Source organism: Corynebacterium sp. UD i78 (genome assembly GCF_056280545.1).
The window spans coordinates 734,029-758,625 of record NZ_JBWCED010000001.1; the positions used below are offsets into that span (position 1 = coordinate 734,029).

The 24,597-nt window shown below is 68.1% G+C and carries 23 protein-coding genes; 21 read left to right on the top strand and 2 right to left on the bottom strand.

Translation table 11 applies throughout. The annotated features are described in order from the left end of the window. Position 1: 1 nt before the first annotated feature. Positions 2-1,123 (bottom strand): polyprenyl synthetase family protein, encoded by a 1,122-nt coding sequence (locus tag ACZ9GM_RS03490; RefSeq protein ID WP_476037276.1) that lies wholly within the window; start codon positions 1,121-1,123, stop codon positions 2-4. A gap of 118 nt (positions 1,124-1,241) precedes the next feature. On the opposite strand from ACZ9GM_RS03490, the gene ACZ9GM_RS03495 reads away from it, so the two are divergent. Further along, a complete protein-coding gene (locus tag ACZ9GM_RS03495) occupies positions 1,242-2,249 on the top strand; it encodes a methylenetetrahydrofolate reductase (RefSeq protein ID WP_291473487.1) in 1,008 nt (335 codons plus the stop codon). A 24-nt stretch (positions 2,250-2,273) separates the two neighbouring features. Here ACZ9GM_RS03495 and ACZ9GM_RS03500 read toward each other — a convergent pair whose 3' ends face one another. After that, positions 2,274-2,879 carry a GNAT family N-acetyltransferase gene (locus ACZ9GM_RS03500; RefSeq protein ID WP_291473486.1) on the bottom strand — a complete coding sequence of 202 codons (606 nt, stop codon included), beginning with the start codon at positions 2,877-2,879 and terminating at the stop codon, positions 2,274-2,276. A 161-nt stretch (positions 2,880-3,040) separates the two neighbouring features. Between ACZ9GM_RS03500 and ACZ9GM_RS03505 the strand changes: the two genes are divergently transcribed. From ACZ9GM_RS03505 to ACZ9GM_RS03600, 20 genes are all read left to right on the top strand, one after another. Beyond that, positions 3,041-3,502, top strand: coding sequence for an SAV_6107 family HEPN domain-containing protein (locus ACZ9GM_RS03505; protein ID WP_291473485.1), 462 nt, complete (start codon positions 3,041-3,043; stop codon positions 3,500-3,502). A gap of 188 nt (positions 3,503-3,690) precedes the next feature. Beyond that, positions 3,691-4,074 carry a DUF3040 domain-containing protein gene (locus ACZ9GM_RS03510; protein ID WP_291473484.1) on the top strand — a complete coding sequence of 128 codons (384 nt, stop codon included), beginning with the start codon at positions 3,691-3,693 and terminating at the stop codon, positions 4,072-4,074. 587 nt (positions 4,075-4,661) lie between these two features. Then, on the top strand, positions 4,662-5,093 hold the full coding sequence (gene mraZ / locus ACZ9GM_RS03515) for a division/cell wall cluster transcriptional repressor MraZ (RefSeq protein WP_291473483.1): 432 nt from the start codon (positions 4,662-4,664) through the stop codon (positions 5,091-5,093). A gap of 192 nt (positions 5,094-5,285) precedes the next feature. Continuing rightward, positions 5,286-6,308, top strand: a complete 1,023-nt coding sequence (rsmH, locus tag ACZ9GM_RS03520) for a 16S rRNA (cytosine(1402)-N(4))-methyltransferase RsmH (RefSeq protein ID WP_476037277.1) — start codon at positions 5,286-5,288, stop codon at positions 6,306-6,308. Between the two features lie 53 nt (positions 6,309-6,361). Then, on the top strand, positions 6,362-7,084 hold the full coding sequence (ftsL, locus tag ACZ9GM_RS03525; protein WP_476037278.1) for a cell division protein FtsL: 723 nt from the start codon (positions 6,362-6,364) through the stop codon (positions 7,082-7,084). A 127-nt stretch (positions 7,085-7,211) separates the two neighbouring features. After that, positions 7,212-9,134: a peptidoglycan D,D-transpeptidase FtsI family protein gene (locus tag ACZ9GM_RS03530; RefSeq protein WP_476037279.1), complete on the top strand. Its 1,923-nt coding sequence runs from the start codon at positions 7,212-7,214 to the stop codon at positions 9,132-9,134. Next, positions 9,131-10,762 carry a UDP-N-acetylmuramoyl-L-alanyl-D-glutamate--2,6-diaminopimelate ligase gene (locus tag ACZ9GM_RS03535; RefSeq protein WP_291473479.1) on the top strand — a complete coding sequence of 544 codons (1,632 nt, stop codon included), beginning with the start codon at positions 9,131-9,133 and terminating at the stop codon, positions 10,760-10,762. Before ACZ9GM_RS03530 ends, ACZ9GM_RS03535 begins: the two co-directional genes overlap by 4 nt. Further along, entirely contained in the window at positions 10,759-12,276 is a 1,518-nt protein-coding gene (locus ACZ9GM_RS03540; RefSeq protein WP_476037280.1) for a UDP-N-acetylmuramoyl-tripeptide--D-alanyl-D-alanine ligase, read from the top strand. The genes ACZ9GM_RS03535 and ACZ9GM_RS03540 overlap by 4 nt, the downstream gene beginning before the upstream one ends. A 12-nt stretch (positions 12,277-12,288) precedes the next feature. After that, complete coding sequence (gene mraY / locus ACZ9GM_RS03545) at positions 12,289-13,389, top strand: phospho-N-acetylmuramoyl-pentapeptide-transferase (protein WP_476037281.1); 1,101 nt, start codon at positions 12,289-12,291, stop codon at positions 13,387-13,389. Positions 13,390-13,401: 12 nt separating this feature from the next. Next, the gene (murD, locus tag ACZ9GM_RS03550) at positions 13,402-14,823 is read left to right on the top strand and encodes a UDP-N-acetylmuramoyl-L-alanine--D-glutamate ligase (protein WP_291473476.1); all 1,422 of its coding nucleotides are present in this window, start codon (positions 13,402-13,404) and stop codon (positions 14,821-14,823) included. 13 nt (positions 14,824-14,836) lie between these two features. Continuing rightward, positions 14,837-16,366, top strand: coding sequence for an FtsW/RodA/SpoVE family cell cycle protein (locus tag ACZ9GM_RS03555; RefSeq protein WP_476037282.1), 1,530 nt, complete (start codon positions 14,837-14,839; stop codon positions 16,364-16,366). Next, positions 16,363-17,475 carry an undecaprenyldiphospho-muramoylpentapeptide beta-N-acetylglucosaminyltransferase gene (gene murG / locus ACZ9GM_RS03560; RefSeq protein WP_291473474.1) on the top strand — a complete coding sequence of 371 codons (1,113 nt, stop codon included), beginning with the start codon at positions 16,363-16,365 and terminating at the stop codon, positions 17,473-17,475. Before ACZ9GM_RS03555 ends, murG begins: the two co-directional genes overlap by 4 nt. A gap of 3 nt (positions 17,476-17,478) precedes the next feature. Further along, positions 17,479-18,963 (top strand): UDP-N-acetylmuramate--L-alanine ligase, encoded by a 1,485-nt coding sequence (murC, locus tag ACZ9GM_RS03565; RefSeq protein WP_291473473.1) that lies wholly within the window; start codon positions 17,479-17,481, stop codon positions 18,961-18,963. 5 nt (positions 18,964-18,968) lie between these two features. Beyond that, on the top strand, positions 18,969-19,664 hold the full coding sequence (locus ACZ9GM_RS03570; protein WP_476037283.1) for a cell division protein FtsQ/DivIB: 696 nt from the start codon (positions 18,969-18,971) through the stop codon (positions 19,662-19,664). 146 nt (positions 19,665-19,810) lie between these two features. Continuing rightward, positions 19,811-21,070, top strand: a complete 1,260-nt coding sequence (gene ftsZ, locus ACZ9GM_RS03575; protein WP_291473471.1) for a cell division protein FtsZ — start codon at positions 19,811-19,813, stop codon at positions 21,068-21,070. Beyond that, a complete protein-coding gene (pgeF, locus tag ACZ9GM_RS03580) occupies positions 21,042-21,812 on the top strand; it encodes a peptidoglycan editing factor PgeF (RefSeq protein ID WP_291473470.1) in 771 nt (256 codons plus the stop codon). Before ftsZ ends, pgeF begins: the two co-directional genes overlap by 29 nt. A gap of 51 nt (positions 21,813-21,863) precedes the next feature. Then, positions 21,864-22,460 (top strand): cell division protein SepF, encoded by a 597-nt coding sequence (locus tag ACZ9GM_RS03585; protein ID WP_476037284.1) that lies wholly within the window; start codon positions 21,864-21,866, stop codon positions 22,458-22,460. Positions 22,461-22,466: 6 nt separating this feature from the next. Then, entirely contained in the window at positions 22,467-22,766 is a 300-nt protein-coding gene (locus tag ACZ9GM_RS03590) for a YggT family protein (protein ID WP_291473468.1), read from the top strand. Between the two features lie 324 nt (positions 22,767-23,090). Continuing rightward, positions 23,091-24,137, top strand: coding sequence for a DivIVA domain-containing protein (locus ACZ9GM_RS03595; protein WP_291473467.1), 1,047 nt, complete (start codon positions 23,091-23,093; stop codon positions 24,135-24,137). Positions 24,138-24,158: 21 nt separating this feature from the next. Continuing rightward, positions 24,159-24,317, top strand: a complete 159-nt coding sequence (locus tag ACZ9GM_RS03600; RefSeq protein ID WP_291473466.1) for a hypothetical protein — start codon at positions 24,159-24,161, stop codon at positions 24,315-24,317. The last annotated feature ends 280 nt before the right edge of the window (positions 24,318-24,597 follow it).

Genomic DNA, 24,597 nt, shown 5'->3' on the forward strand with positions numbered 1-24,597 from the left:
CTCAGCTCCTGCGCTCGGTGAGTTGCTCGGCCACGGCGACGAGCTCAGCGACGATGTCCTGCCCCAGGTGGCCGGTCCGCAGCGCGTCCACCGCCTTGTCGGTGAGTTCCCGGGCCCGGCCGGTGTTCTGTGCGGCGGCCCCGGAGTCCACGATGATCTGCCGCAGCTCGTCGACCTCGTCGTCGGAGCGCACCGTCCCCATGCCCTCACGGAGCCGGGCGGCGGCCGCCGGATCGCTCCGGTCCGCGGTCGCCAGGGCGCGCATGACCAGCCAGGTGCGCTTGCCCGAACGCAGGTCGTCACCGGCGGCCTTGCCGGTGACCTGTGGATCACCGAAGACGCCGAGATGGTCGTCCTCCAGCTGGAAGGCGATGCCGATCTCCCGGCCCGCGGTGCGCAGCAGGTCGACCGTGCGGGCATCCGCGTCCCCGAGTGCGGCTCCCAGGTGCAGCGGTCGCTCAACCGTGTACGCCGCGGTCTTGTAGGTGTTGACCTTCTCGGACATCGCCGGATCCTCGGACCCGCTGTTCTCCAGGGCGATGTCGAGCATCTGCCCCGCGATGACCTCGGTACGCATCTTCCGCCAGGGCTCCCGGGCACGGGCGAGGGACGCGGCGTCCACCCCGGAATCCACGAGCATGTCATCGGCCCAGGCGAAGGCGAGGTCGCCGACGAGGATGGCCTGGCTCTCGCCGTAGCCGACGGCGTCCCCGGACCAGCCGTCGGCCCGGTGGGACGCCTCGAAACGACGGTGGGTCGTCGGCCGGCCGCGCCGGGTGTCGGAGTGGTCGATGATGTCGTCGTGGATCAGGGCGCAGGCCTGGATGAACTCCAGGGACCCCACCGCGCGCAGCAGGTCCTCCGGTCGGGTCGACCCGGACAGCGTCCCGCCGCCGCCGTCGAGGGCGGCGCGCACCCCGGCCCAGGCGAACAGCGGACGCAGTCGCTTGCCGCCACCGGTGACGAACTGCTCGAGGGCATCCACCCCGTCGGCGACGACCGGATCCAGGCCGTCGAACTCGGCGTGCCGGTCGCGGAAGAAACGGTCCAGTTCGGCATCCACCGCGGCAGGGACGTCCACCAGGGGCCTGTCCAGGGTCCAGGAGGTCGGGGCGTAGGTCATTCGAAGGCACTCTCCGGAGGCGATGGGCGGACATGAACGGATTCTGACGGCTCCATAGTAGGTGGACCGGGGAGACCCTCGCTCAAGCGCCCTGACACGTCTTCTATGATCGTCAGGTATGTCACCCGCGCCACGTCCAGAGTCACCTGCCACCACACCACCGCCGCCCAGCCTCCAGGTGGCGGTCTCCGACACCCTGAAGCGCGGAACCCCTGGACGTGTTCCCTTCTCCGTGGAGTTCATGCCGCCGCGCGACGACGCCGCCGAGGCCCGCCTGTGGTCCGCCGCGGAGGCCTTCCACGACCTCGGGGCGAGCTTCGTCTCGGTGACCTACGGTGCCGGTGGTTCCAGTCGGGCCCGCACCGAGCGTGTCGCAGGACGCCTCGCAGTGAAGCCGCTGACCACCCTGCTGCACATGACACTGGTCGGTCACACCGAGGAGGAACTGCGCGACATCCTCCGTGAGTTCGCGTCCCTGGGGCTGACGAACCTGCTCGCCCTGCGCGGCGACCCGCCGGGGGATCCGACGGGGGAGTGGCAGGGCATCGCCGGCGGGCTGAGCCATGCCGTCCATCTCATCGAACTCGTGCGCTCGATGCCGGAGTGCGAGGACTTCGACATCGGTATCGCGTCCTTCCCGGAGAAGCACTACCGGGCGGAGAGCCTGGAGACGGACACCCGCTACACCGTGGAGAAGTTGCGTGCCGGAGCGAACTACTCCATCACCCAGATGTTCTTCAATGTCGACCACTACCTGCGGTTGCGCGACCGGCTGGCCGCCTACGACCCGGTGCACGGTGCCAAGCCGGTGATTCCGGGCCTCATGCCGATCACTTCGCTGCGGTCGGTCCGCCGTCAGGTCGAGCTGGCCGGCTGTGAACTGCCCCGCGACATGGAGGAACTGTTCACGAAGGTCGCCAACGGTGACGAGCAGAAGAATGCCGCGGCGATCCGGGAGGTCGGTATCGAGGTGACCACGAAGATGGCCGAGCGGCTGATCGCCGAAGGAGCCCCGGACCTGCACTTCATGACGATGAACAATGTCCGGGCGACGCAGGAGGTGCTGCACAACCTCGGTATGGCGCCGGCCTACGGACCGAAGTTCGGCCAGGACATGGTGCGCTAGAGGCGGACCGGAGGATCCTCCGGCTCAGCCGCGGGGGCGGGCGAGGATCCCGAAGGGGCGGGGGTCGGTACCGAACCGGAAGTCGCGCAGGACATCGCGGAAACCGAGTTCACGGTAGAGACTCCAGGCGGCGTTGGCCTCGTCGGGCACTTCCGGGGTGGAGAGCAGGGCCACCGGACGCTGCAGCCGTGGCAGCAGGTTGTCCATCATCCGGCGGCCGATGCCGTGGCCCTGGTAGCCGGGCATGACATGGACCTCGGAGACCTCGTCGAAGTCGTCGAGGGCGGTGGTGGCGTCCTCGATCGACATCCCGGCACCACGCAGGCCGCGGAAGACCTCCCGGTACCACCAGGAGGAGGGGGTTCCGGGGAAACCGTACGCGATACCGACCACGCGCTGGTGGGGGGCGCGGGGGTCGGCGTGGACTGCGGCACCGTGGTCGAGCGCGACGGCGGCGGTGAAGCCGGGGCGGGTCGAGTTCGCGGCCCAGAGAATCCGGCGCTGGGTGAACGACGACCGGGGGTAGTCCATGGCCTTGAGGTGGAGTTCGACAAGCTCGTTGACCCGCTGCAGGTAGGTCTGCGGGGATATGTCGCAGACGCTGACGGTGGAGTCCATTTCTCGTTTCACGGTGCCGGTCACTCCTCCATGGTGCCAAAGGTGACCGCTTCCGAGGAGCATGTGGAACGTATGTTCGATTAACCAGACGGGAGAGAAGTGGACGTCCGGATGCTGCCTAGTGTCCCTGTCAGAACATGAAGACAGGAAGAGCCGAGGTAAGGAGGCGGACAGTGTCAACCACGGACAGGACGACGGACAGGACGACGGACAGGACCACGACGGCGAAGGTGACGCGCCTGCGACGGGGTGGCTCACCGCATGTGACCGCCGCCTCCTACGTCGACGAGGCGGAGCGTCTGCTGGAGCGGGCGCGCCGGGAACACCAGCCGGCCGAGCGCATCACCTGGGCCTACCGGGCGGCCCTGCGCGGCGCTGGAGCGGCGATCGAGGATGTGCGTACCGGGAAGCGACGTCGGACCTCCGGCAGTGCCTGGGCGCGGCTGCGTGCCGCCGTGCCCGGGATGGCGGACACTGTGGAGCGCTTCGAGATCTACGCCCGGTTCGTCACCCGGGTGGAGATGGGGCTCGAGCGTGAACTCCGGGACTCCGACGCGGACAGCTTCTATGCCGCGGTCTGCGATTTCATCGACGAGGTCCGGGGCATGGTGGGCTATCTGCCGGAGGTCGCCTGAGTCTGATGGTAGCCCCGGGAAGATTATGGGAGAGGTGGAGGCGGAGTGGGGTAGCATGGGCGTCATCAGAAAGTGGTCCAGAGGATGACAGGTCGGGAAACTTTTTCGGACCCCCGTGCGTTGGACTAGATGACCTACCTAACCCGTGGCCGAACAGGCGGTCCGAGAAGAGACAGGGGAGGACGACAGTGGCACTGTCAGAGCAGGAACAGCGGATGCTGGAGGAGATCGAGCAGGCGCTCATCGCCGATGATCCGGCATTCGCTGAACGTAACCGCACGGCGGCCCTCGGTGGGGTGACCGTAGGTATCCGGTCGATCGCCGTGTTCCTTGTCGGACTGTGTGTACTCATCGGCGGCATTGCGCTGGCGCAGAGCAGTCTCTGGTTCGTGATCCTCGGCCTCGTCGGTTTCTTCATCATGTTCGCCGGCGGCCTCATGGCGTTCCGGTCCGACAGAACATCGGCCAAGAAGGGCTCGAAGAAGAACTACGGCGGCAAGCCCAAGGCATCCGGTAACTCCGGCGGAATCGCCGACCGCATGGAGGACAGCTTCCGCCGTCGCTTCGACTAGGGCAGGCAGCCCCGGCTTCCCCGGTCCACACCGGTGCCTCCGCAGGACAATGATCCTGCGGAGGCACCGGTGTTTTTGTGTGGGGGCCGACCGGGGATCCCCCGGATCCCCCACTTCCACCCACCACTGCTTCCTCGCCGGGCTGGCCGGGTGACGGATGACGTCGGGTGAATGTGGGGAATGGGGAGTTTGTGACGGGGGATCACGTATTCATGCTGGTCCTGGGTGGGTTCGGGGCGGCAACCAAGAAGATTCGTGTCGGAAATAGCTACGTGTCACTGGTGTGACTGTCGGTACAAATGGGGCTGAAGTGCTCGGAAAGCGCTCACCGAGCAAGAAACCTCCCACATCTCCCCACTGGATCAGCGAGTGCAATCCTTGCAGGTAGACGAGTATTTGTGGATGTTCTGTCTTGACCTGTGGGTCCGTTTTCTGCAGTTATGTGCCGGCGGGGCATGGAATGAGTGGGGGAATGTGGGGTAAGGTGGGCGCCAGCGGAGCAGGAGAGTGGTTCCGTGACAACTTCACAGCGACAGCACACTGCATGATCACCAGCGGCCGGTCACCCGGGGAAAGGGGTCGACGACATGTTCTTCGGCACCTTCACCCCGAAGCTCGACGACAAAGGACGACTCACACTGCCCGCGAAGTTCCGTGAGGAACTCGCGGACGGACTCGTCGTCGTCAACGGGCAGGACCACAGCCTCACGATCTACCCGCAGGCGGAATTCCAGGTCCGCGCACGCAAGGCCGCGGAGTCGTCCCGGTCAAACCCCCGGGTGCGGGCCTTCGTCCGTCGCCTCGGTGCCAGCGCCGACGAGCAGACGCTGGACAGTCAGGGGAGGATCACCGTCGCCCCGGCACACCGCAGCTACGCGGGGCTGACCAAGGAATGCGTGGTCATCGGGTCGGTGGACCGGATCGAGGTATGGGACGCCGACGCCTACGAGAGCTACCTGTCCGAGCACGAGGCGGACTTCGCCGAAGGTGACGACGACGCTCTCTCCGGCTTCCTCTAGCCGGACCCTGTTATCCGCAGCGTGCACGACCCCGGGCTGTATGCCGGCCCTCATCTGCGCGGACGATCCGCTTGATGTACTTCCCCGACGTCAATCGGACCCGCGCAGGTGAGGCCCCGTATGCAGCCCCTCCCTGTACCTCCTGTACCTCCTGTACCTCCTGTACCTCCGACTCCGATGAAAGGCCACACCATGTCAGAACCGTCCCGCCGGATCAGTGGTGAGTTCGGCCACGTCCCCGTGATGCGGGACCGCATGGTTGGGCTGGTCGGCGCCGGAGTCGAGGGCACCGGTGCCAGCCGTCCCGTCATCGTCGACGGCACACTCGGCGCCGGCGGACACACCGAGGTCTTCCTGGAGACTTTCCCGGAGGCTGTCGTCGTCGGTCTGGACCGCGATCCCAACGCCATCGCCCAGGCACAGGACCGGCTCGCCCGCTTCGGTGACCGGTTCATCGCCTACCGCACCCGGTTCGACGGCCTCGGCGACGCCCTCGACGACCTGGCGGCAGACGGGCGGCTGCCCGGGGAGTTCTCCACCACCGGCGTCTCCGGCTACCTCTTCGATCTCGGCGTCTCCTCGATGCAGCTCGACCAGGCCGAGCGCGGCTTCGCCTATGCGCAGGACGCCCCGCTCGACATGCGGATGGACCCGGACTCGTCGCTGACGGCCGCCGAGGTACTCAACACCTACAGTCACGGCGATCTCGCCCACATTCTCAGCGCCTACGGGGACGAGCGCTTCGCCGGCAAGATCGCCTCGGCGGTCCTGCGGGAGCGTGAGCAGGAACCGTTCACCACCTCGGGTCGTCTCGTCGAACTGCTCTACCGCACGATCCCCGCGGCGACCCGTCGTACCGGCGGTCACCCGGCCAAGCGGACCTTCCAGGCACTGCGTGTCGAGGTCAACGCCGAGCTGGATTCCCTGGCCGCGGTAGTCCCGGCGGCGACCGACCGGCTCGGGCTCGGCGGCGTGGCGGTGTTCATGAGCTACCAGTCCCTCGAGGACAAGATCGTCAAGAAGGCGCTCGCCGAACTCACCGCCAACCGCACCCCGCCGGGACTGCCCGTCGATCTCCCGGACACTGCGGCGTCCTTCGAGCTCGTCACCCGCGGTGCGGAGAAGGCGGACGCCGCCGAGATCGAACGCAACCCCCGGTCCGCACCCGTGAGAGTGCGGGCGGTCCGCCGGATCCGACCGAGACCCGGACACTGACCCCGATGTCGACCACCACCGACCAACCACTCTCCAGGACAGCGAGGCACCCAATGAGCACAGGAATCATGACCGGCACCGGCACCATCGGTACCCGCGGGAAGACGCAGGAGCGGACGCCCTCCCGCGCCCGTACCACCGATACCGGAAGTATCCGCGGAACCGGTACCAGGGACCGCCGCCACCGCCTGGTTCCGCCGCGCACCGGGTCGCTGCAGCAGGTCTCGGTCCGGGGACGCCGCGTCTCCACCAGAGAATCGGGCGCCCCCGGCTACCTGAAGCTCGTCGTCGTCCTCGTGATCCTCGTCGCCGTCGGCATCGGCGCCACCATGTTCCTGTCCGGCAAGACCACGGAGCAGGCCTTCGTCCTCAAGGACGCCCAGGCGCACAGTGACACGCTGTCCAATGAGCTGGAGTCCCTCAACCGCGACTACAAGGAGTTGAGCTCCTCGGAGAACCTCGCTGCGGAGGCATCCCGCATGGGCATGGTCGTGCCCGGTCAGGCAGGCGTCCTTGATGTCCAGGGGGACCAGGTCAACGAGACCCGTCCGGCCGATCCGGCGGACGACTCCGCCGTCATCGACCTCGACGCCACCCGCAGTGGCGTGCCCCGGACCGACCGTCCGACCACGGACCAGTCGGGAACGACCTCCGACGGTCCGGTCGCCACGGTCGACGGTGACGGAGCGCCGGTCGACGGGGACTCCGGTGACGGCGCCCCGGTCGCACCGATCTCACCCTCGGCGGCGTCGGGCAACGGTCAGCTCCCGTACTGACTCGGGACACCGACCCGATGTGACCTGCCGTGTCCCACGGGTGCGGGATCGGCCGGTTGCGCCGGGTAGGGTAAGACATTCGTGACCGGGGAGGCCCGGAAGAACCGGGAGATGGGAGACCGATACCGTGGAACAGGACCGGACTGACCAGCGCAGCACGCGTCGCGGCGTACCCGGCAACTCCTGGCGGACGCTGGACACCAGCCCCGGGCGGTTCCAGATCCGCGGTACCGTCGTCGTGGTGGTGGTCGTCGTCGTGGCCCTCGTGCTCATGGCCCGACTGGTCCAGGTTCAGCTCCTCCAGCAGGACGGGCTCGCCCACAGTGCTTCCGAGCAACGCACCGTACAGACCCCGCTGTACGCCGACCGGGGTGCCGTCACCGACCGTGACGGCCGTGATCTCGCATACACCATGAAGGCCTCGATGATCGTCGCCTTCCCCAACCAGCTCGAAACCTACATGGCCGACCGCTACAAGATCGACAAGCGGACCGAGGACAATCCGGAGGGTGCACTGCCCCCGGACGAGCAGCTCGACGAGATCGTCGAGGAACTGCCCGCGATGCTCGAGGGCGACACCGAAGCAGTGAAGAAGGAGGACCTGCGCGAGGCGTTGACCTCCGACAAGAACTACGTCCGCCTGGTGCAGAACGTCGACCCCGACATCGCGGAGCGGATCGTCGCCCGGTGGCCCGAACTGTCCACCGAGAACCAGGACGTCCGCCAGTACCCCAACGGTGCGGTCGGCGCGAACATCGTCGGCAAGTACGGCTGGGTCGGCGACGGTATCGAGGGCGGGCAGTACGGCCTCGAGCTGTCGCAGGACGCCCGTCTGCAGGGCACCAACGGCAGCGTCACCTCCGATGTCGGCGACTCCGCTGTCATCCCGGGCACGGTCCGTGACCGCCACCCGGCCGTCGACGGCGACTCCTTCCAGCTCACCCTCGACACCGACGCCCAGGCCTATATCCAGCAGCAGGTCCAGCAGGCCAAGGAGAAGTCCGGCGCGGAGTCCGCGTCCGCCGTCGTCCTCGACGCGAAGTCCGCCGAGGTCATCGCCATGGCGACCTCGGACACCATCAACCCGATGGGTGACCTCAACAAGCAGGTCGACCAGGGCAAGGAGTTCACCAACCGGGTCGTCGAGAACGCCTTTGAGCCGGGTTCGGTCGCCAAGGTCATGACCGCCGCCGCAGCCATCGAGGAGGGCAAGACCACCCCGGACGAGGTTCTCCAGGTCCCCGGCACCATCGAGATGTCCGGCGTGACGGTCAAGGATGCCTGGGACCACGGGGTCGTGCCGTACACCACCACCGGTGTCTTCGGTAAGTCCTCCAACGTGGGCACGCTGATGCTCGCCGACCGGGTCGGCGAGGAAAAGTTCGCCGAGTACCTCCATAACTTCGGCATCGGCCAGGCCAGCGATCTCGGACTGCCGTCGGAGACCGCAGGCTACGTCCCGGACCTCGACCAGTGGTCCGGCGGCACCTTCGCCAACCTGCCCATCGGTCAGGGCATGTCGATGAACCTGCTGCAGATGACGAGCATCTACCAGGCCCTCGCCAATGACGGCGTGCGTGTCACCCCTTCACTGATCAGCTCAGTGACCTCGCCCGACGGTACGGAGATTCCGCAGGACGATCCGGAGGAGACCCGTGTGGTCTCCCCGGCGACGGCCCGCACCGTGGTCGACATGTTCCGGGCGGTGAACCAGACCGACCCGACCGGCATCCAGCAGGGCACCGCGCCCGGCGCCGGCATCGAGGGCTACCAGACGGCCGGCAAGACCGGTACCGCCCAGCAGATCGACCCTGACACCAAGGCCTACTCGAACTCCGACTACTGGATCACCTACGCCGGCATCGCCCCGGCCGACGATCCCCGGTTCGTCGTGGGCATCATGCTCGACAACCCGCAGCGCAGTTCCGACGGCAGCGGCGGCCAGTCCGCCGGCCCGCTGTTCCACGACGTCGGTTCGTGGCTGCTCGACCACTACAACGTGCCGCTGTCCGCCACGGAGGCACCTCGACTCATCCTGGAGGCCCAGTGACAGCGACCAGCCCGACAAGCCCGTCACATCCGACCCGTCCGACCCTCGCCCGCCTCTCCGAGCTGACCGGTGGCCGCCTCGTCGACGTGGACGGTACCGCGGCGACCGCTGAGCAGGGACGTCAGACCGTCGCCACCGCGGCCATCGACGCCCGCGACGTCCCCGCCGACGGACTGTTCATGGCCGTTCCCGGCACCCGTGCCCACGGCGCCCGGTTCGCCGGACAGTCCGCCGGGCACAGCGTGCTCACCGACGAGGAAGGTCTCGGCGTCCTCGCGGAGGAGTCCTGGCAGGGGACCGTCCTCGTGGTCGACGACTGCCGGCAGTGGCTCGGCCCTGTCGCCGCGGAGATCCACGGCCACCCGTCACGGGACATGACCGTCATCGGTGTCACCGGCACCAGCGGCAAGACGACGACGACCTACATGATGGAGCGCGCCCTGCTGGGGCGTCGCCATGTCGGTCTCATCGGCACCACCGGTACGCGTATCGACGGCCGGAAGATCCCGACCTCGCTGACCACACCGGAGGCCCCGACCCTGCAGGCGCTCTTCGCCCGGATGCGCGATGAGGGGGTGACCCATGTGGTCATGGAGGTCTCCTCCCACGCCCTGGTCCTCGGCCGGGTCCGTGGCGTCGATTTCGACGTCGCCGGGTTCACCAACCTCTCCCAGGACCATCTCGACTTCCACCCCACGATGGAGGACTATTTCGACGCGAAGTCCCTGCTGTTCACCGAGCCGCAGGACCCGACCGCCGAGTTGCCGGTGTCCGTCGTCTGCGTCGACGACGGGTGGGGCCGGCGCCTCGCAGAGCGTACCGGGGACGACACAGTCACCGTATCGACCGGTGGCGAAGCCGCGACCTGGCAGGTCAGCGATGTCGCCGTCCACCCCGACGGTACCCAGCACATCACCGTGGACCGGGCGGAGGGGGCGGTCGATTTCGACCTGTCGATCCCGGGCGCCTTCAACGTCGCCAACGCCACCCTCGCCCTGGCCACCCTTGTGGCGGCAGGGGAGGACGCCTCGATCGCCGCGGAACTGGCCGAGGTCAGCGTGCCGGGCCGGATGGAGAAGATCTCCGGATCCTCCCCGCAGACTGCCGTGGACTTCCTCGCCCTGGTCGACTACGCCCATAAGCCGGGCGCCGTCACCGCGGTCCTCGACACCCTCAACGGCCAACTCGACCGCGCGGCGGCCGGTCGGGGCGGCACCTCACGAGGTCGTCTCGGTGTCGTCCTCGGGGCCGGTGGCAACCGTGACCACGAGAAGCGCCCGAAGATGGGGGCCGCCGCAGCTGCCGTGGCAGACCTCGTCATCGTCACCGACGACAACCCCCGTGATGAGGACCCTGCGACGATCCGTGCCGCTGTCCTCGCCGGTGCCACCGACGCCGCGGCCCGGCGCACCGACGGGGTGACACCCGGGATCCGGGAGATCGGTGACCGCGCCGAGGCCATCCGCGCCGCCGTGGCCTGGGCCCGCTCCGGCGACGTCATCGTCGTGGCCGGTAAGGGCCATGAATCCGGGCAGATCATCGGGGACACCGTCGTCGACTTCGACGACCGGGTGGAACTCGCTGACGCACTCTCCGACCTCCCTGAACACAAGGAGTCTGAAGCATGATCGAACTGACCGCAGGAGAAATCGCCGATGTCACCGGCGGCACCCTGGTCGACGGCGCAGACCCTGACACGGTGGTGACGGGGCCTGTGGAGTTCGACTCCCGCCGCATCACCGCCGGCAGTGTCTACATGGCACTGCCCGGCGCCCGTGTCGACGGGCATGACTTCGTCGGCCCCGCGCTCGAGGCCGGGGCGTCCCTCGTCATGGCCGGCCGGCCCACCTCGTTGCCCGAACTGCTCTGCCCGGTGGTCGGGGAAGAGGAGGGGACGCAGCGCAACGCGTCCTACCTCGACAACGACCCCGACGGGGCGGGGGAGCGGGTCATCACCGCGGTGTCCCGGCTCGCCCGACACAGCACCGACGTGCTCGTCGCGGAGAACGGTCTGACGGTCATCGGGGTCACCGGCTCGGCCGGTAAGACCTCGACCAAGGACCTGCTCGGTGCGGTGTTCTCCCGCGACGGCGAGACCATCGCCCCGCCCGGCAGCCTCAACAACGAGATCGGTCACCCGTACACCGTGCTCAAGGCCGGCCGGACGACGAAGTACCTCGTCGCGGAGATGTCGGCCCGTGGTCGCGGTCATATCGCCCACCTGGCACGCATCGCCCCGCCGCAGATCGGTGTGGTCCTTAACGTCGGCACCGCCCACCTCGGTGAGTTCGGTTCCCGCGAGGGCATCGCGCAGGCCAAGGGCGAGCTGGTCGAGGCACTGCCGTCGGCCGCCGACGGTGGTGTGGCGGTGCTCAACGCCGATGACGACCTGGTGTCCGGGATGGCGCCGCGCACCACCGCGCGGGTCGTGTACTACTCGGCCGACCAGGGCGCCGACGGCACCGCCGACTACCGGGCCTCGGACATCACCCTCGACGAGGTCGCCCGGGCGTCCTTCCTCCTGCACCACCCCAAGGGTGATCCGGTGAAGGTCAGCCTCGGCGTCTTCGGCGCGCACAATGTCGCCAACGCCCTGGCTGCCGCGGCGGCCGCCATCGAGTGCGGTCTGGCTCCCTCGGAGGTCGCGGCGGCGCTGACCGGCTACGTCGCCGCCAGTGCGAACCGCATGGACGTGCGGACCCGTCCCGACGGGCTCACTGTCATCAACGACTCCTACAACGCAAACCCGGACTCGATGCGGGCCGGGATCGACGCCCTGGCGCACGCCACGTCGACCCGTGCCGGCAAGGAGTCCTGGGCTGTCCTCGGCCAGATGGCGGAGCTCGGGGAGGATGCCGTCAGTGAACACACCGGCATCGGCGGGTACCTCGCCGAGCGCGGCATCGACCGGCTCATCGTCGTCGGCCACGGCGTCAACCAGGATGCCCTGGCCGCCGCCGGTACCGACGGCGGGATCTGGACCCGGCAGGTCGATGATGTCGACGGTGCCGTGAACTTTCTCACCGGCGCGCCCACCCACCCCGGCGACGTCGTCCTCGTCAAGGCCTCTTATTCTGACGGACTGTGGCGCGTGGCCGAAGGCCTCCACGCCGCCGTCTCCAATTCCTCCCAGGCAAGGTAACCGGCACATCCCATGATGCAGATCATCGTCGCAGCGGCAGTCTCGTTCTTCGTCGCCATCTTCCTCACCCCGGTCCTCATCAAGCGGTTCTCCGCTGAGGGCATCGGGCAGGAGATCCGTGAGGAAGGACCGAAGTCCCACCTGCGCAAGCGTGGCACCCCGACCATGGGCGGTATCGCCATTCTCGTCGGTATCACCGTCGGATACCTTGTCGCCGTCATCGTCGGCCTGGCGACCAACAGTGCCGGCCCCGGTGCCTCCGGCTGGCTCGTCCTCGGCCTCACCCTCGCCCTCGGTGGCGTCGGGTTCGCCGACGACTACATCAAGCTGGTCATGGGCCGGAACCTCGGCCTCAACGCCCGGGCGAAGCTCGCCCTGCAGCTCATCATCGCCGTCGTCTTCGGCATCCTGATCCTGCAGTTCCCGAACTCGCACGACCTCACCCCGGCGTCGACGAAGCTGTCCTTCATCCGTGACATCAACACCTTCGACCTCAAGGTCGGCGGTGCGGTGATCGGCACCATCATCTTCCTCGTCTTCATCTACATCGTCATCTCCGCCTGGTCGAACGCCGTGAACCTCACCGACGGACTCGACGGCCTGGCTGCCGGTGTCTCGGGTATCGTGCTCGCCGCCTACGTGGTGATGACCTTCTGGCAGTTCCGCAACTCCTGCTCCGTGGACGCCGCGGTGAGCTGCTACCAGGTGCGCGACCCGCTGGACCTCGCGATGCTCGCCGGCGCCGGACTCGGCGGTTGCCTCGGTTTCCTGTGGTGGAACGCCGCCCCGGCCAAGATCTTCATGGGTGACACCGGCTCCCTGGCCCTCGGTGGTCTCGTCGCCGGTCTGTCCATCACCTCCCGCACCGAGCTGCTGATGATCGTCGTCGCCTTCCTTTTCGTCATGGAGGCCGCCAGCGTCGTGATCCAGGTCGGCTCGTTCAAGACCACCGGACGCCGCGTGTTCCGCATGGCGCCCTTCCACCACCACTTCGAGCAGGGGGGCTGGGCGGAGACCACGGTCGTCGTCCGGTTCTGGCTGCTCTCCGCACTCTTCGCCATGGGCGGTGTCGCGCTGTTCTACAGCGAATGGCTCCGTGGCGCAGGCCTCTAGGAGAGACACACCGTGACCATCACCGAAGCACTTTCGTCCGGCCGGGTCCTCGTCGCAGGAGCCGGGGTGGCCGGCGCCGGTGTCACCCGGATGCTCGCGCCGCTGGGCTGCACCGTGACCCTCGCGGACGACAACACCGACCGCGGGCAGGAGCTCGCGGCACAGACCGGTGCGTTCGCCGTGTCAGTCACCGAAGCACGGGACGCACTGGGCGAGGTCGACCTTCTGGTCACGTCCCCGGGCTGGCGTCCGGACTCCCCACTGCTCGTCGCCGCCGCTGACGCCGGTGTGCCGGTCATCGGTGACATCGACGCCGCGTGGCTGGCCGACCGCGCGGGCCTCTTCGGAGATCCGCGGACCTGGCTCGCGGTGACCGGCACCAACGGCAAGACGACCACTACCGCCATGCTCGCCGCGGTGCTCGCGGCGGACAGTCGGTCGGTCACCGCCGTCGGCAACATCGGTACCCCGCCCGGTGATGCACTGCTCGCCGAGCCGCGGGTCGACGTCCTCGCCGCCGAGGTCTCCAGCTTCCAGCTGCACTGGGCACCGCATTTCGCGCCAGACGCCGGCTGCGTCCTCAATCTCGCCGACGACCACCTCGACTGGCACGGCTCCTTCGCGAAGTACGCCGCTGACAAGGTCCGCGTCCTGACCGGGAGGGTGCCGGTGCTGGCTCTCGACGATGCCGCGGTGCTGGACAGTGTCCGCGACACCGGTGTCGTCACCGGAGCGCACCGTGCCGTGACCCTCGGTGATCCCGCGGACGACACCACCGGTGCGTCCGTGGTGACCGGCGTGCGCGACGGGCAGATCGTCGAACTTGACGCAGCCACCGGGACCGTCACGACACTCGCCCCGGCCACCGGGATCTCCCCGGCGGGTCCGGCGGGTGTGGCCGACGCCACCGCCGCCGCCGCCCTGGCCCGGGCCGTCGACGTCTCACCGCAGGCCGTGTCCCGTGCCCTGGCCGGGTTCACCGTCGCCGCCCACCGCGGTCAGGTCGTCGCCACCACCGACGGCGTGGACTGGGTGGACAACTCCAAGGCGACCAACCCGCATGCCGCCGAGGCCGCACTGCGCGGACTCAACGACGTCATCTGGGTCGCCGGCGGACAACTCAAGGGAGCCGCTGTCGACGGTCTCGTCGCCGCGGTCGCCCCGGCACTCAAGGCCGTGGTGCTGCTCGGTGTGGACCGTCGGATCCTGGCCGACGAACTGGCGTCCGCCGCACCGGGCGTCCCGGTGACCGTGGTGGATTCCACCGACCCGGCGGCCGCGATGGCCGAAGTCGTCGCCGCTGCCCGGGCTGCCGCGACCGCAGGCGACACGGTCGTTCTGGCTCCCGCCGCGGCCTCGCTCGACATGTATCCTGGCATGTCCCGACGTGGCGACCTGTTCGCCGAATACGCACGCGAGTCGACACTGAAGTGAGGACGGGACGCAGATGAGTGACCGTACGACACAGCGGCCGACCGCGTCGCGACGTCCCCGGCAGAGGGCGTCCGCCGACGCGTCCCCGTGGAAGGGGCTGCAGGAGAAGTGGCGCCGACTGCTGGATTCCCCGCAGCTCGACTACAAGGTGATCGTCCTGGTCACCGGTATCCTCGTGGCACTCGGCCTCATGATCTCCCTGTCCTCGTCGATGGTCACCTCACGTGGCGCCGACGGCTCCGGCAGCGTCTTCGCCCAGTTCCTCCGGCAGGCGGTGATCGTCCTCGTCGGCCTGGCGGTCATGTGGGGCGCACTGTGGGTCAGACCTGCGAAGCTGCGTGCCTGGGCGCCGGGCTTCCTGTTCGTGGCCTTCGCCCTACTTCTCGTGGTGCTGGTCATCGGTGTCGGCGACGACATCGGTTCACGGTCCTGGATCGCCCTGGGACCGTTGTCCTTCCAGCCTTCCGAGATCGCCAAGCTCGCACTGTCCGTGTGGGGTGCAGCCGCGGTGTCGATGCACACCCGGCGGAGCCCGGACATCAGGAACGGGCTCGGACCGTTCATCATGGTCTCCTTCGCCATCCTCGGTCTGGTCCTCCTGCAGCGCGACCTCGGCATGATGTTCTCCCTCGCCCTGGTGGTCCTCGCACTCCTGCTGTTCAGTGGTGTCGCCACCCGGGCCTTCGGTGTGGCGGTGGGCATTATCACGGTGGTCGGTGCCCTCGCCATCACGGCGATGAGCTACCGGTCCGACCGGATCAGCACATGGTTCAACGCCGTCCGTCTCAACTTCGATGACGAGACCGGTCAGGCCGCCGCCTACCAGGCTCGTCAGGGCCTCTACTCGCTGTCTGACGGCGGCTTCCTCGGAGTCGGTCTCGGCCAGTCCCGCGCGAAGTGGAACTATCTGCCGGAGGCCACCAACGACTTCGTCTTCGCCATCATCGGTGAGGAGCTCGGCATCCTCGGCGCCGGCGCGGTGATCCTCCTGTTCACCATCCTCGGCTGGTTCGGCATCCGTACCGCGATCAGGCAGACGGACCCCTTCCTCCGGCTGCTCGCCGCCACCCTCACCGCCGGTGTCGTCGGTCAGGCCTTCTACAACATCGGCTACGTCTGCGGCCTGCTCCCGGTCACCGGTGTGCAGCTGCCGCTGATCTCGGCCGGCGGCACCTCCGCCGTCATCACGCTGGCGACGCTGGGTCTGCTGGCCAACTGTGCCCGTCACGAACCCGAGACCGTCTCGTCGATGCAGCATGAGGGACGCCCCTGGTTCGACCGCGTCCTGCTGCTGCGTGAGCCGGCGCCGTACACCTCCGGTGCCGAACAGCGCGACCGGGTGCGCCCGCAGGCCCGCCGCTACGGGGAACCGGTCACCCGTCGGTCCGGTCCGCGGTCCGGGGACTTCGTTGACCGCCGGGACGCCCGCCACCGGAGTGCCCTGGCAGGGTACCGTGATACTCCGGAGCGCGACGACCGGACCCGGTCCCGCGAGCAACGTCAGTACCGCACCGATGAGCCCAGGAGGCGTCACCGTCCGTGAATGATCCATCCCAGTCCGCCCGACCCCTGTCCGTTGTTCTCGCAGGTGGAGGGACGGCCGGACACATCGAGCCGGCACTCGCCGTCGCCGAGGCACTGCGCAAGGCACAGCCCGGTATCCGGGTGACCGCGCTGGGCACGGAACGCGGACTCGAGACCCGGCTCGTTCCGGAGCGGGGAGTGACCCTCTCCCTGATCCCGGCGGTCCCGGTGCCCCGCAAGATCAACAAAGACCTCGTCACCTTCCCCTTCCGGCTCGTCGGTGCGCTGAACCGGACCAGACGTACCCTCAATGACCTGGACGCCGATGTCGTCGTCGGTTTCGGCGGCTATGTCTCCGGACCGGCCTACCTTGCCGCGAAATGGGCGAAGGTCCCCACTGTCGTCCATGAGGCGAACGCCCGCACCGGCATGGCCAACCGGCTCGGTGCCAGGCTCGGCGCCCGGGTCCTCGAGGCCGTGGAAGGCTCGGGACTCAAGGGTGCCGAGGTCGTCGGCATTCCGGTACGGCAGTCACTGCTGGAGCTCGACCGCGCCGCACTGCGTGCCGAGGCCCGCGAGTTCTTCGGCCTCGACCCTGATTCGCCGGTGCTGCTGGTCACCGGTGGAAGCCAGGGTGCGGCGTCCATCAACGACGCCGTCAGTGGTGCCGCCCGCACGCTCGGGGACGCCGGTATCGGTGTCCTCCACGCCTACGGTAGCAAGAACAGCATCCACGTCGAACAGGTCGACGGTGCCCCGGCCTATGTGGCCGTTCCCTACATCGACCGGATGGACCTCGCCCTGGCCGCGGCGGACATGGTGCTCTGCCGGTCGGGTGCAATGACCGTCGCCGAGATCTCCTCGTGTGGTCTGCCGGCGGTGTACGTGCCGCTGCCGCACGGCAACGGGGAGCAGGAACTCAACGCCCGTCCGGTCGTGGACGCGGGCGGCGGCGTCATCGTCAAGGACGCCGAGCTCGACCCCGGCCGGGTCGCCCGCGAGATCGTCCCGCTGCTGCGTGACGCCGAACGCCTCGCTGCCGCCGGTGAGGCCGCCCGCGGCGCCGGGCACCGGGACGCCGCCGACCGTATCGCCACCGTCGTCATCGAGACTGCACGCAGGAAGTAGACCATGAACGCGAATCCCATCACTTCCATCGACCAGCTGCACCGGGTGCACATGGTCGGTATCGGCGGCTCCGGTATGTCCGGTATCGCCCGTATCCTGCTCGACCACGGCATCGCCGTGAGCGGTTCCGACATGAAGGAGTCCCGGGTCGTCCTCGCGCTGCGCGCCGCCGGTGCGCGGATCTCCGTCGGCCACGACGCCGCGAACCTCACCTCCGGGGGAGAACTGCCGGACGCCGTCGTCATCTCCTTCGCCGCCATCCCGCACGACAACCCTGAGCTCGTCACCGCCACGGAGCGGGGGATCCCGCTGCTGCGCCGCAGTGACCTGCTGGCACTGCTCATGGCGGACCGTCGTGCGGTCCTGGTCTCGGGCACGCACGGCAAGACATCGACGACCTCCATGGCCGTGGTGGGACTGCAGGCCGCGGGTATGGACCCGTCCTTCGCCATCGGCGGCCAGCTCAACCGGGCCGGCACCAACGCCCACCACGGCACCGGTGACGTCTTCGTCGCCGAGGCCGACGAGTCCGACGGATCCTTCCTGTCCTACTCGCCGACCGTCGCGGTGGTCACCAACATCGAGGCCGACCACCTGGACTTCTACGGCACCGAGGAGGCCTACCACGAGGTCTTCGGCGCCTTCGCCGGGCGCGTTGTCCCCGACGGTTACCTCGTGACCTGTGTCGACGACCCGGGCGCAGCGGAACTCGCCGAGCGCGTCGTCGCCGGCGAGGTCGAGCTGGCCGAGGGGGCACGGGTGCTGGGCTACGGCACCGCAGCCGCCTTCGAGGCCCACCCGACGGTGCCGGTCGGCGCGGTGGTCGTGGACGCCGGAACGACCGTCTACGGTGGTTCGCAGGCCACCGTCCGGTTCCCGGAGTCCGACACGGTCCGTACCGTCACCGTGCGCACCCCTGGCCGCCACATGCTCCTCAACGCCACCGCTGCCGTGCTGGCCGGGGAACTGGTCGGGTCCGACCTCGACGAGGTGATCGACGGTGTCGCCGCCTTCGACGGTGTCCGCCGTCGCTTCGAGTACCACGGCACCGCGGGGGGTGTCGAGGTCTACGACGACTACGCCCACCACCCGACCGAGGTCCGGGCCGTGCTCTCGGCCGCCCGCGACAAGGTCGCCGCCCGCGCCGCCGCGGAGGGGGCCGAGGGCCGTGTCATCGCGGTCTTCCAGCCGCACCTCTACTCCCGCACCATCACCTTCGCCGAGGAGTTCGCCGCGGCCCTGTCCCTGGCGGACACCGCTGTGGTCCTAGACATCTACGGTGCCCGCGAGGACCCGGTTGAGGGTGTGACCTCCCGGATCATCACCGACCGCATGACGGTACCGGTGGTCTACGAGGAGCGTTTCAGCGATGTTCCGGAACGGGTGGCCGAGGTCGCCCACCCCGGTGATGTCGTGCTCACCGTCGGTGCGGGCACGGTCACGATGCTCGCCGACGAGATTCTGCGGCGACTGGGCGGGGAGGCCTGATCCCCGTGGCCCGGAAGAGCCGGAAGGACAGGAACCGGAAGCCGCGTCCGCGCTGGCTGCTGCCCACCGTGGCGGCGGTCGTCGTCGTGGTCATCGGCCTCGTGCTCGTCAGTCAGCTGCTGACCGTCAAGAAGGTACAGATCGACGGCACCGTCAACCAGGACGCCGCGTCAGTGCAGGACGCCTCGGGCATCGACGACGGTGACCGGATGGCCGGAATCGACACCGGTTCGGCCGCCTCGGCGGTCTCCTCGCTGCCCTGGGTGGACACGGTCACGGTCTCGCGGTCCTGGCCGTCGACGGTGAAGATCACCGTCACCGAGCACACCGCAGTCGGTGTCCTCGATGACGGTGGCACGCCTGTCGCCGTCGACACCGGAGGACACCAGTTCCTCCGTGATGTCCGGCCCGAGGGTGCGACCCCGATGCGGGTCTCGTCCACCGACCAGGACGCGGTCACCGCCGCCGCGGAGGTCCTCCGCGCCCTGGACGAGATGGACCCGGAGTTCCGGGCAGGGGTCACCGAGGTCGACGCCCCCGCGTCCGACAGCGTCACGCTCAAGTTCGGTGACGACCGGGAGATCTTCTGGGGGACCTCCGACCGAGCCGACGAGAAGGCGGAGGCGACGCGCATCGTGCTCACCCGCGAGGGTGCACGGTGGAATGTCTCGAATCCGGCACAGCCGGCCGTCCGGGACTGAGAAAAGTCCCGCAACCCTCAACCTTGAGTTGAGGGATACGACACGCCACAGAAAATGTTCCGGCAATTCTGCGCCGTGTCCCTCAAGATGGGTTCCACGAGCGAGGGCCTGAACAGCAGCAGATCAGCACAGGGAGAACACGCAACATGAGCGACTTTGACAACCACATCGCCAAGATCACCGTGGTCGGTGTGGGTGGCGGCGGAGTGAACGCCGTCAACCGGATGATCGAGGCGAACCTTCAGGGGGTGGAGTTCGTGGCGATCAACACTGACGCACAGGCGCTGATGTTCACCGACGCGGACTCCAAGCTCGACATCGGCCGGGAGAAGACCCGCGGTCTCGGTGCCGGCGCGAACCCTGAGGTCGGCCGTGCCGCGGCCGAGGACAGCCGGGACCAGATCGAGGAGATGCTCGAGGGCTCCGACATGGTCTTCGTGACCTGTGGCGAGGGCGGTGGAACCGGTACGGGCGCTGCTCCCGTGGTCGCGCAGATCGCCAAGAAGCAGGGCGCGCTGACGGTCGGTATCGTCACCCGCCCTTTCGGCTTCGAAGGTCGCAAGCGTGCGAAGCAGGCCCTGGAGGGCATCGACGCCCTCAAGGACGTCTGTGACACCCTCATCGTCATCCCGAATGACAGCCTGCTGAAGAACAGTGATCCGGCACTGCAGCTCATGGAGGCCTTCCGCCTGGCAGACGAGGTCCTGCACTCCGGTGTCGAGGGCATCACCAAGCTCATCACCACCCCGGGCATGATCAACGTCGACTTCGCCGACGTCCGCTCCGTCATGACGGACGCCGGCTCCGCCCTCATGGGTGTCGGTGTCGCCCGTGGCGACAACCGTGCCAAGGAGGCTGCCCAGGCGGCGATCAACTCCCCTCTGCTGGAGTCCACCATGGAGGGGGCGACCGGCGTGCTGCTGTCCTTCGCCGGTGGCGGCGATCTCGGCCTGTTCGAGGTCAACGAAGCCGCGTCCCTGGTCGAGGAACTCGCCGACGAGGACGCCAACATCATCTTCGGCACCATCGTCGACGATTCACTGGGTGACGAGGTCCGCGTGACCGTCATCGCCACCGGTTTCGACGACTCCGCCAACGTCAACGCCCTGCCGAGCCGCGGTCAGCACCGCGCACCGGAGCCGGTGGATCCGGTGCAGGCCGCCGAGCAGCCCGACCAGTCCCCGGCGCCGGCTGTGGCCCGCGAGACCCGCGGACCTGAGTCCCGTCAGGGGATCTTCGGCCAGGACGCCGCCCCGGACCGCTCCCAGCGTGCTGCGGCCCAGTCGCGTCAGCAGCGGGAGAATGACGGTCTGTTCACTCCGCACGAGGACGCGGCCCGCAACGGCCGGGGCTCCCGCCGCCGCGAGGAAGCGGAGGATGACCTTGATCTCCCCGACTTCTTCTGAGTCCGTGGGAGACGACCGCAGGGACCGGAAGGTCCGTAAGGTCGTCACCGACCGCAACGGCGGTGTCTCCGACGGCGTCTACGGCAGTTTCAATCTCGGTGACCATGTCGGGGACGACCCGGCCGCCGTCGCCGCCAACCGGGCCCGTCTGGCGTCCCTGCTGGAGCTCCCGGCCGAGCAGATGGTCTACATGGAGCAGATCCATTCGCCGAACGTCACGGAGGTCACCGCTGAGCTGCTCGACAGTCTCCACGGTAACCCGGTGGAGGTGACTGATGCGCTGGTCACCACGTTGCCAGGTGTGGCACTGGTCGTCCTCACCGCCGACTGTGTGCCTGTCCTGCTCTCCGATGAGGAGGCGGGTGTGGTCGCCGCGGTGCACGCCGGTCGGACCGGTGCCCGCAACGGCATCGTCCCGAAGGCTGTCGATGCGATGGTGGAACTCGGTGCATCCCCGGCCCGGATCCACGCTCTGCTCGGTGCAGCGGCGGCAGGGGAGGACTACGAGGTTCCCGAGGCCATGGCGGCCGATGTGGAGTCCCGTCTCCCCGGGTCCCGGACCACCACCAGGGTGGGCACCCCGGGTCTCGACATCAGGGCCGGGATCACCCGGCAGTTGCTGGGGCTCGGTGTCAGGTCCATTGACGCTGATCCGCGCAGCACGGTGGCAGAGGAGAACTTCTTCTCCTACCGGAGAGAAGGCACCACGGGCCGGCAGGCTTCAGTGGTCTGGATGCCCTGACACCGGTACCTTTGGACCAGAGAACGACGAGCGACGAAAGTGAGAGAGACCATGGCAGAGGGATTCATCGAGAAGACCAAGGGCTTCTTCGGTTTCGGTGCTATCGACAGCTTCGACGACCGGGACTACCCCCGGGACGACTTCCAGGACGACTTCCGGGACGACTTCCGGGACGACGACCGTCGTGAGGAGCGCCGTCCGGTGCACGAGGACCATTACGGTGCCACGTCGGGTCGACACGCCGATCCGGCCCCCACCCGGGAGCACAGCCGGTACGGCCGTCCGGAGAGCGCACGCCCCGGCGCCGCCCTCGGTGACCGTGTACCCGGTCGGCCGGCGGTCGCCGAGCCTGCCGTGGTTCCGGCGCGTACCCCGGAGCTCGTCATCGTCGAGGTCCGTGAGTACCGCGACGTCAACAAGGTCACCCCGGAGTACCGCCGTGGCGACATCGTCGGGTTCAACCTCAGTGACCTCGACAAGGCCGAGGGGCTGCAGTTCCTCGCCTACGTCGGCGGGCTGGCCGCCGGCCTCGACGGCAAGGTCGAGAAGATCGGAGGTTCCCGGAACTTCGCCCTGCTGCCCGAAGGCATCCGACTGAACCTGGACCAGAGGGACACCCTCGAGTCCCGGCTTTCCGGGGAGCGGTAACCGACTGTGGCAACTGCGCTCTACATCATCGCTCTTGTCCTGCGCGTCTACTGGTTCATCCTGTTGGGCAGGGTGATCGTCGAGATGATCCGGTCCTTCTCCCGCCGGTGGTCCCCGTCACGCGGGTTTGCGCTGGTCGCAGAACCGATGTTCGTACTCACGGATGTCGCCGTGAAGCCGCTGCGGAGGCTCATTCCGCCGATCCGGTTCGGGGGAGTGGCGCTGGATGTCTCGATCCTGGTGCTTTTCTTTGGACTGTCGATTCTCGTCACGATTCTCATCACCGTCGCCAACGGCATGGCGTGACCGAGAAACCAATATCGCAATATCCGTTGTGTCCCGTTCGCGGGGCCGCTACACTGGAACCGTCTTCGTGGCCCTGAGTCCACGGAGATGTCGTGTGTAGTGACCGAAGCCGTCGTCTTCCCTGGAATGTGGGTCCGGGTGAGACGGCGGCTTCTTCATTTTCCGGGGGTTCCGGTGGATCATTACGGGGCTTCTGTTGCTAGTGGGGTTGAAGTTGCTGTATAACTTTGCTGTTAGATTGCACTTGAGGTTGAACTTCAGACTCTCGTCTGCGGTGCCTGCTAGGATCTGAACCTGATACACCGACTGTGAAGGGAACTACCGATGCCGTTGACTCCCGCTGACGTTCATAACGTGGCCTTCAGCAAGCCGCCGATCGGCAAGCGTGGCTACAACGAGGACGAGGTCGACCAGTTCCTCGACCTCGTCGAGGACACGCTGGCCGAGCTCGAGGACGAGAAGGAGGAGCTCCGCTCCCAGCTCGAAGCCGGTGCCTCCGCAGCCCCCGCTGCCGAGGTGTCCGGAGCCGCTGCTGCCGCGTCTGCCGCGGATCCGGAGGAACTCAACCGTGCGACCGCCGCTGCGCAGTCCGCGGAAGAGGGCCGCTCCCGCGCCGAGGCCCGGGTCAAGGACCTGGAGCTCCAGCTCAAGAACGCGCAGACCGCTGCGCGGGCCGCCGAGGAGCGGGCAGCCAAGGCCGAGCGCGCTGCGGCGGATGCCCAGAAGGCCTCCGAGCAGGGTGATAAGGCCGCCCCGGCCCAGCAGGTCGCTGCCGCGGCCGGCGACGGCAACGCCTCCGCCGAGACCCACATGCAGGCCGCCCGCGTCCTGTCCCTGGCCCAGGAGATGGCCGACCGTCTCACCGGGGATGCGAAGCAGGAGGCCCAGTCCATGCTCTCCGAGGCGCGTGCCGAGGCAGACAAGACCCTCGACTCCGCCAACAGCACCTCTCAGTCCCAGCTGGCCGATGCCAAGCAGCGGTCCGAGAAGCAGCTCGCCGATGCCAAGCAGACCTCCGACAAGCTCCTGGCCGATGCCCGTCAGCAGTCCGACACACTGGTCAGCGACGCCCGCCAGAAGGCGGACACTCTCCTCGCCGACGCGACCGCCCAGTCCGAGGCCCAGGTCCGGGCCGCCCAGGAGAAGGCCACTTCCCTGGAGCAGGACGCTGAGCGCAAGCACACCGAGATCATGACGACCATCAAGAAGCAGCAGACGACCCTTGAGGGACGCATCGAGGAACTGCGTACCTACGAGCGGGAGTACCGTACCCGTCTGAAGACCTTCCTCGAGTCCCAGCTCGAGGAGCTCAACAGCCGGAGCACCGCCGCCCCCGCGGCGAACAACATCAACTTCGGCAACAACAAGTAGTAACCGGAGTCACTGACCCCCATGCTCGCCCTCTCCCTCATCCTGTCCCTCCTCGGGTTCATCGCACTACTGGTGGCCCTGTACGTGGGTTCGGCGGTGTGGGCGTGGGTGTGTGTGGGGGTCGCTGCTGTCGGCGTCGTGCTGTTCGTCGTCGACCTGGTTGCACTGAAACGACGGTAGAGGGGCTATACTGACCCCCTGGTGGGTCCTGCGCCGCCGTGCGGGACCACCACGTGCACTGATCCGGCCATCACCGGGGAGCACTCCGGAAGAACCGGACACCGGGCGTTGAGCCCCGTGTCCCCAGTAGAACCGGACGGGACCGCGGCACGTCACGCCGCACGATGAGCGGAACTCCCCACGACATCCGACGGTGGGGGAGATCAAGCGGGGTGGTACCGCGCGACCGGCAACGGGAGCGTCCCCGCGGACTTGAGACGAACAACCTTCAAGGAGTCCG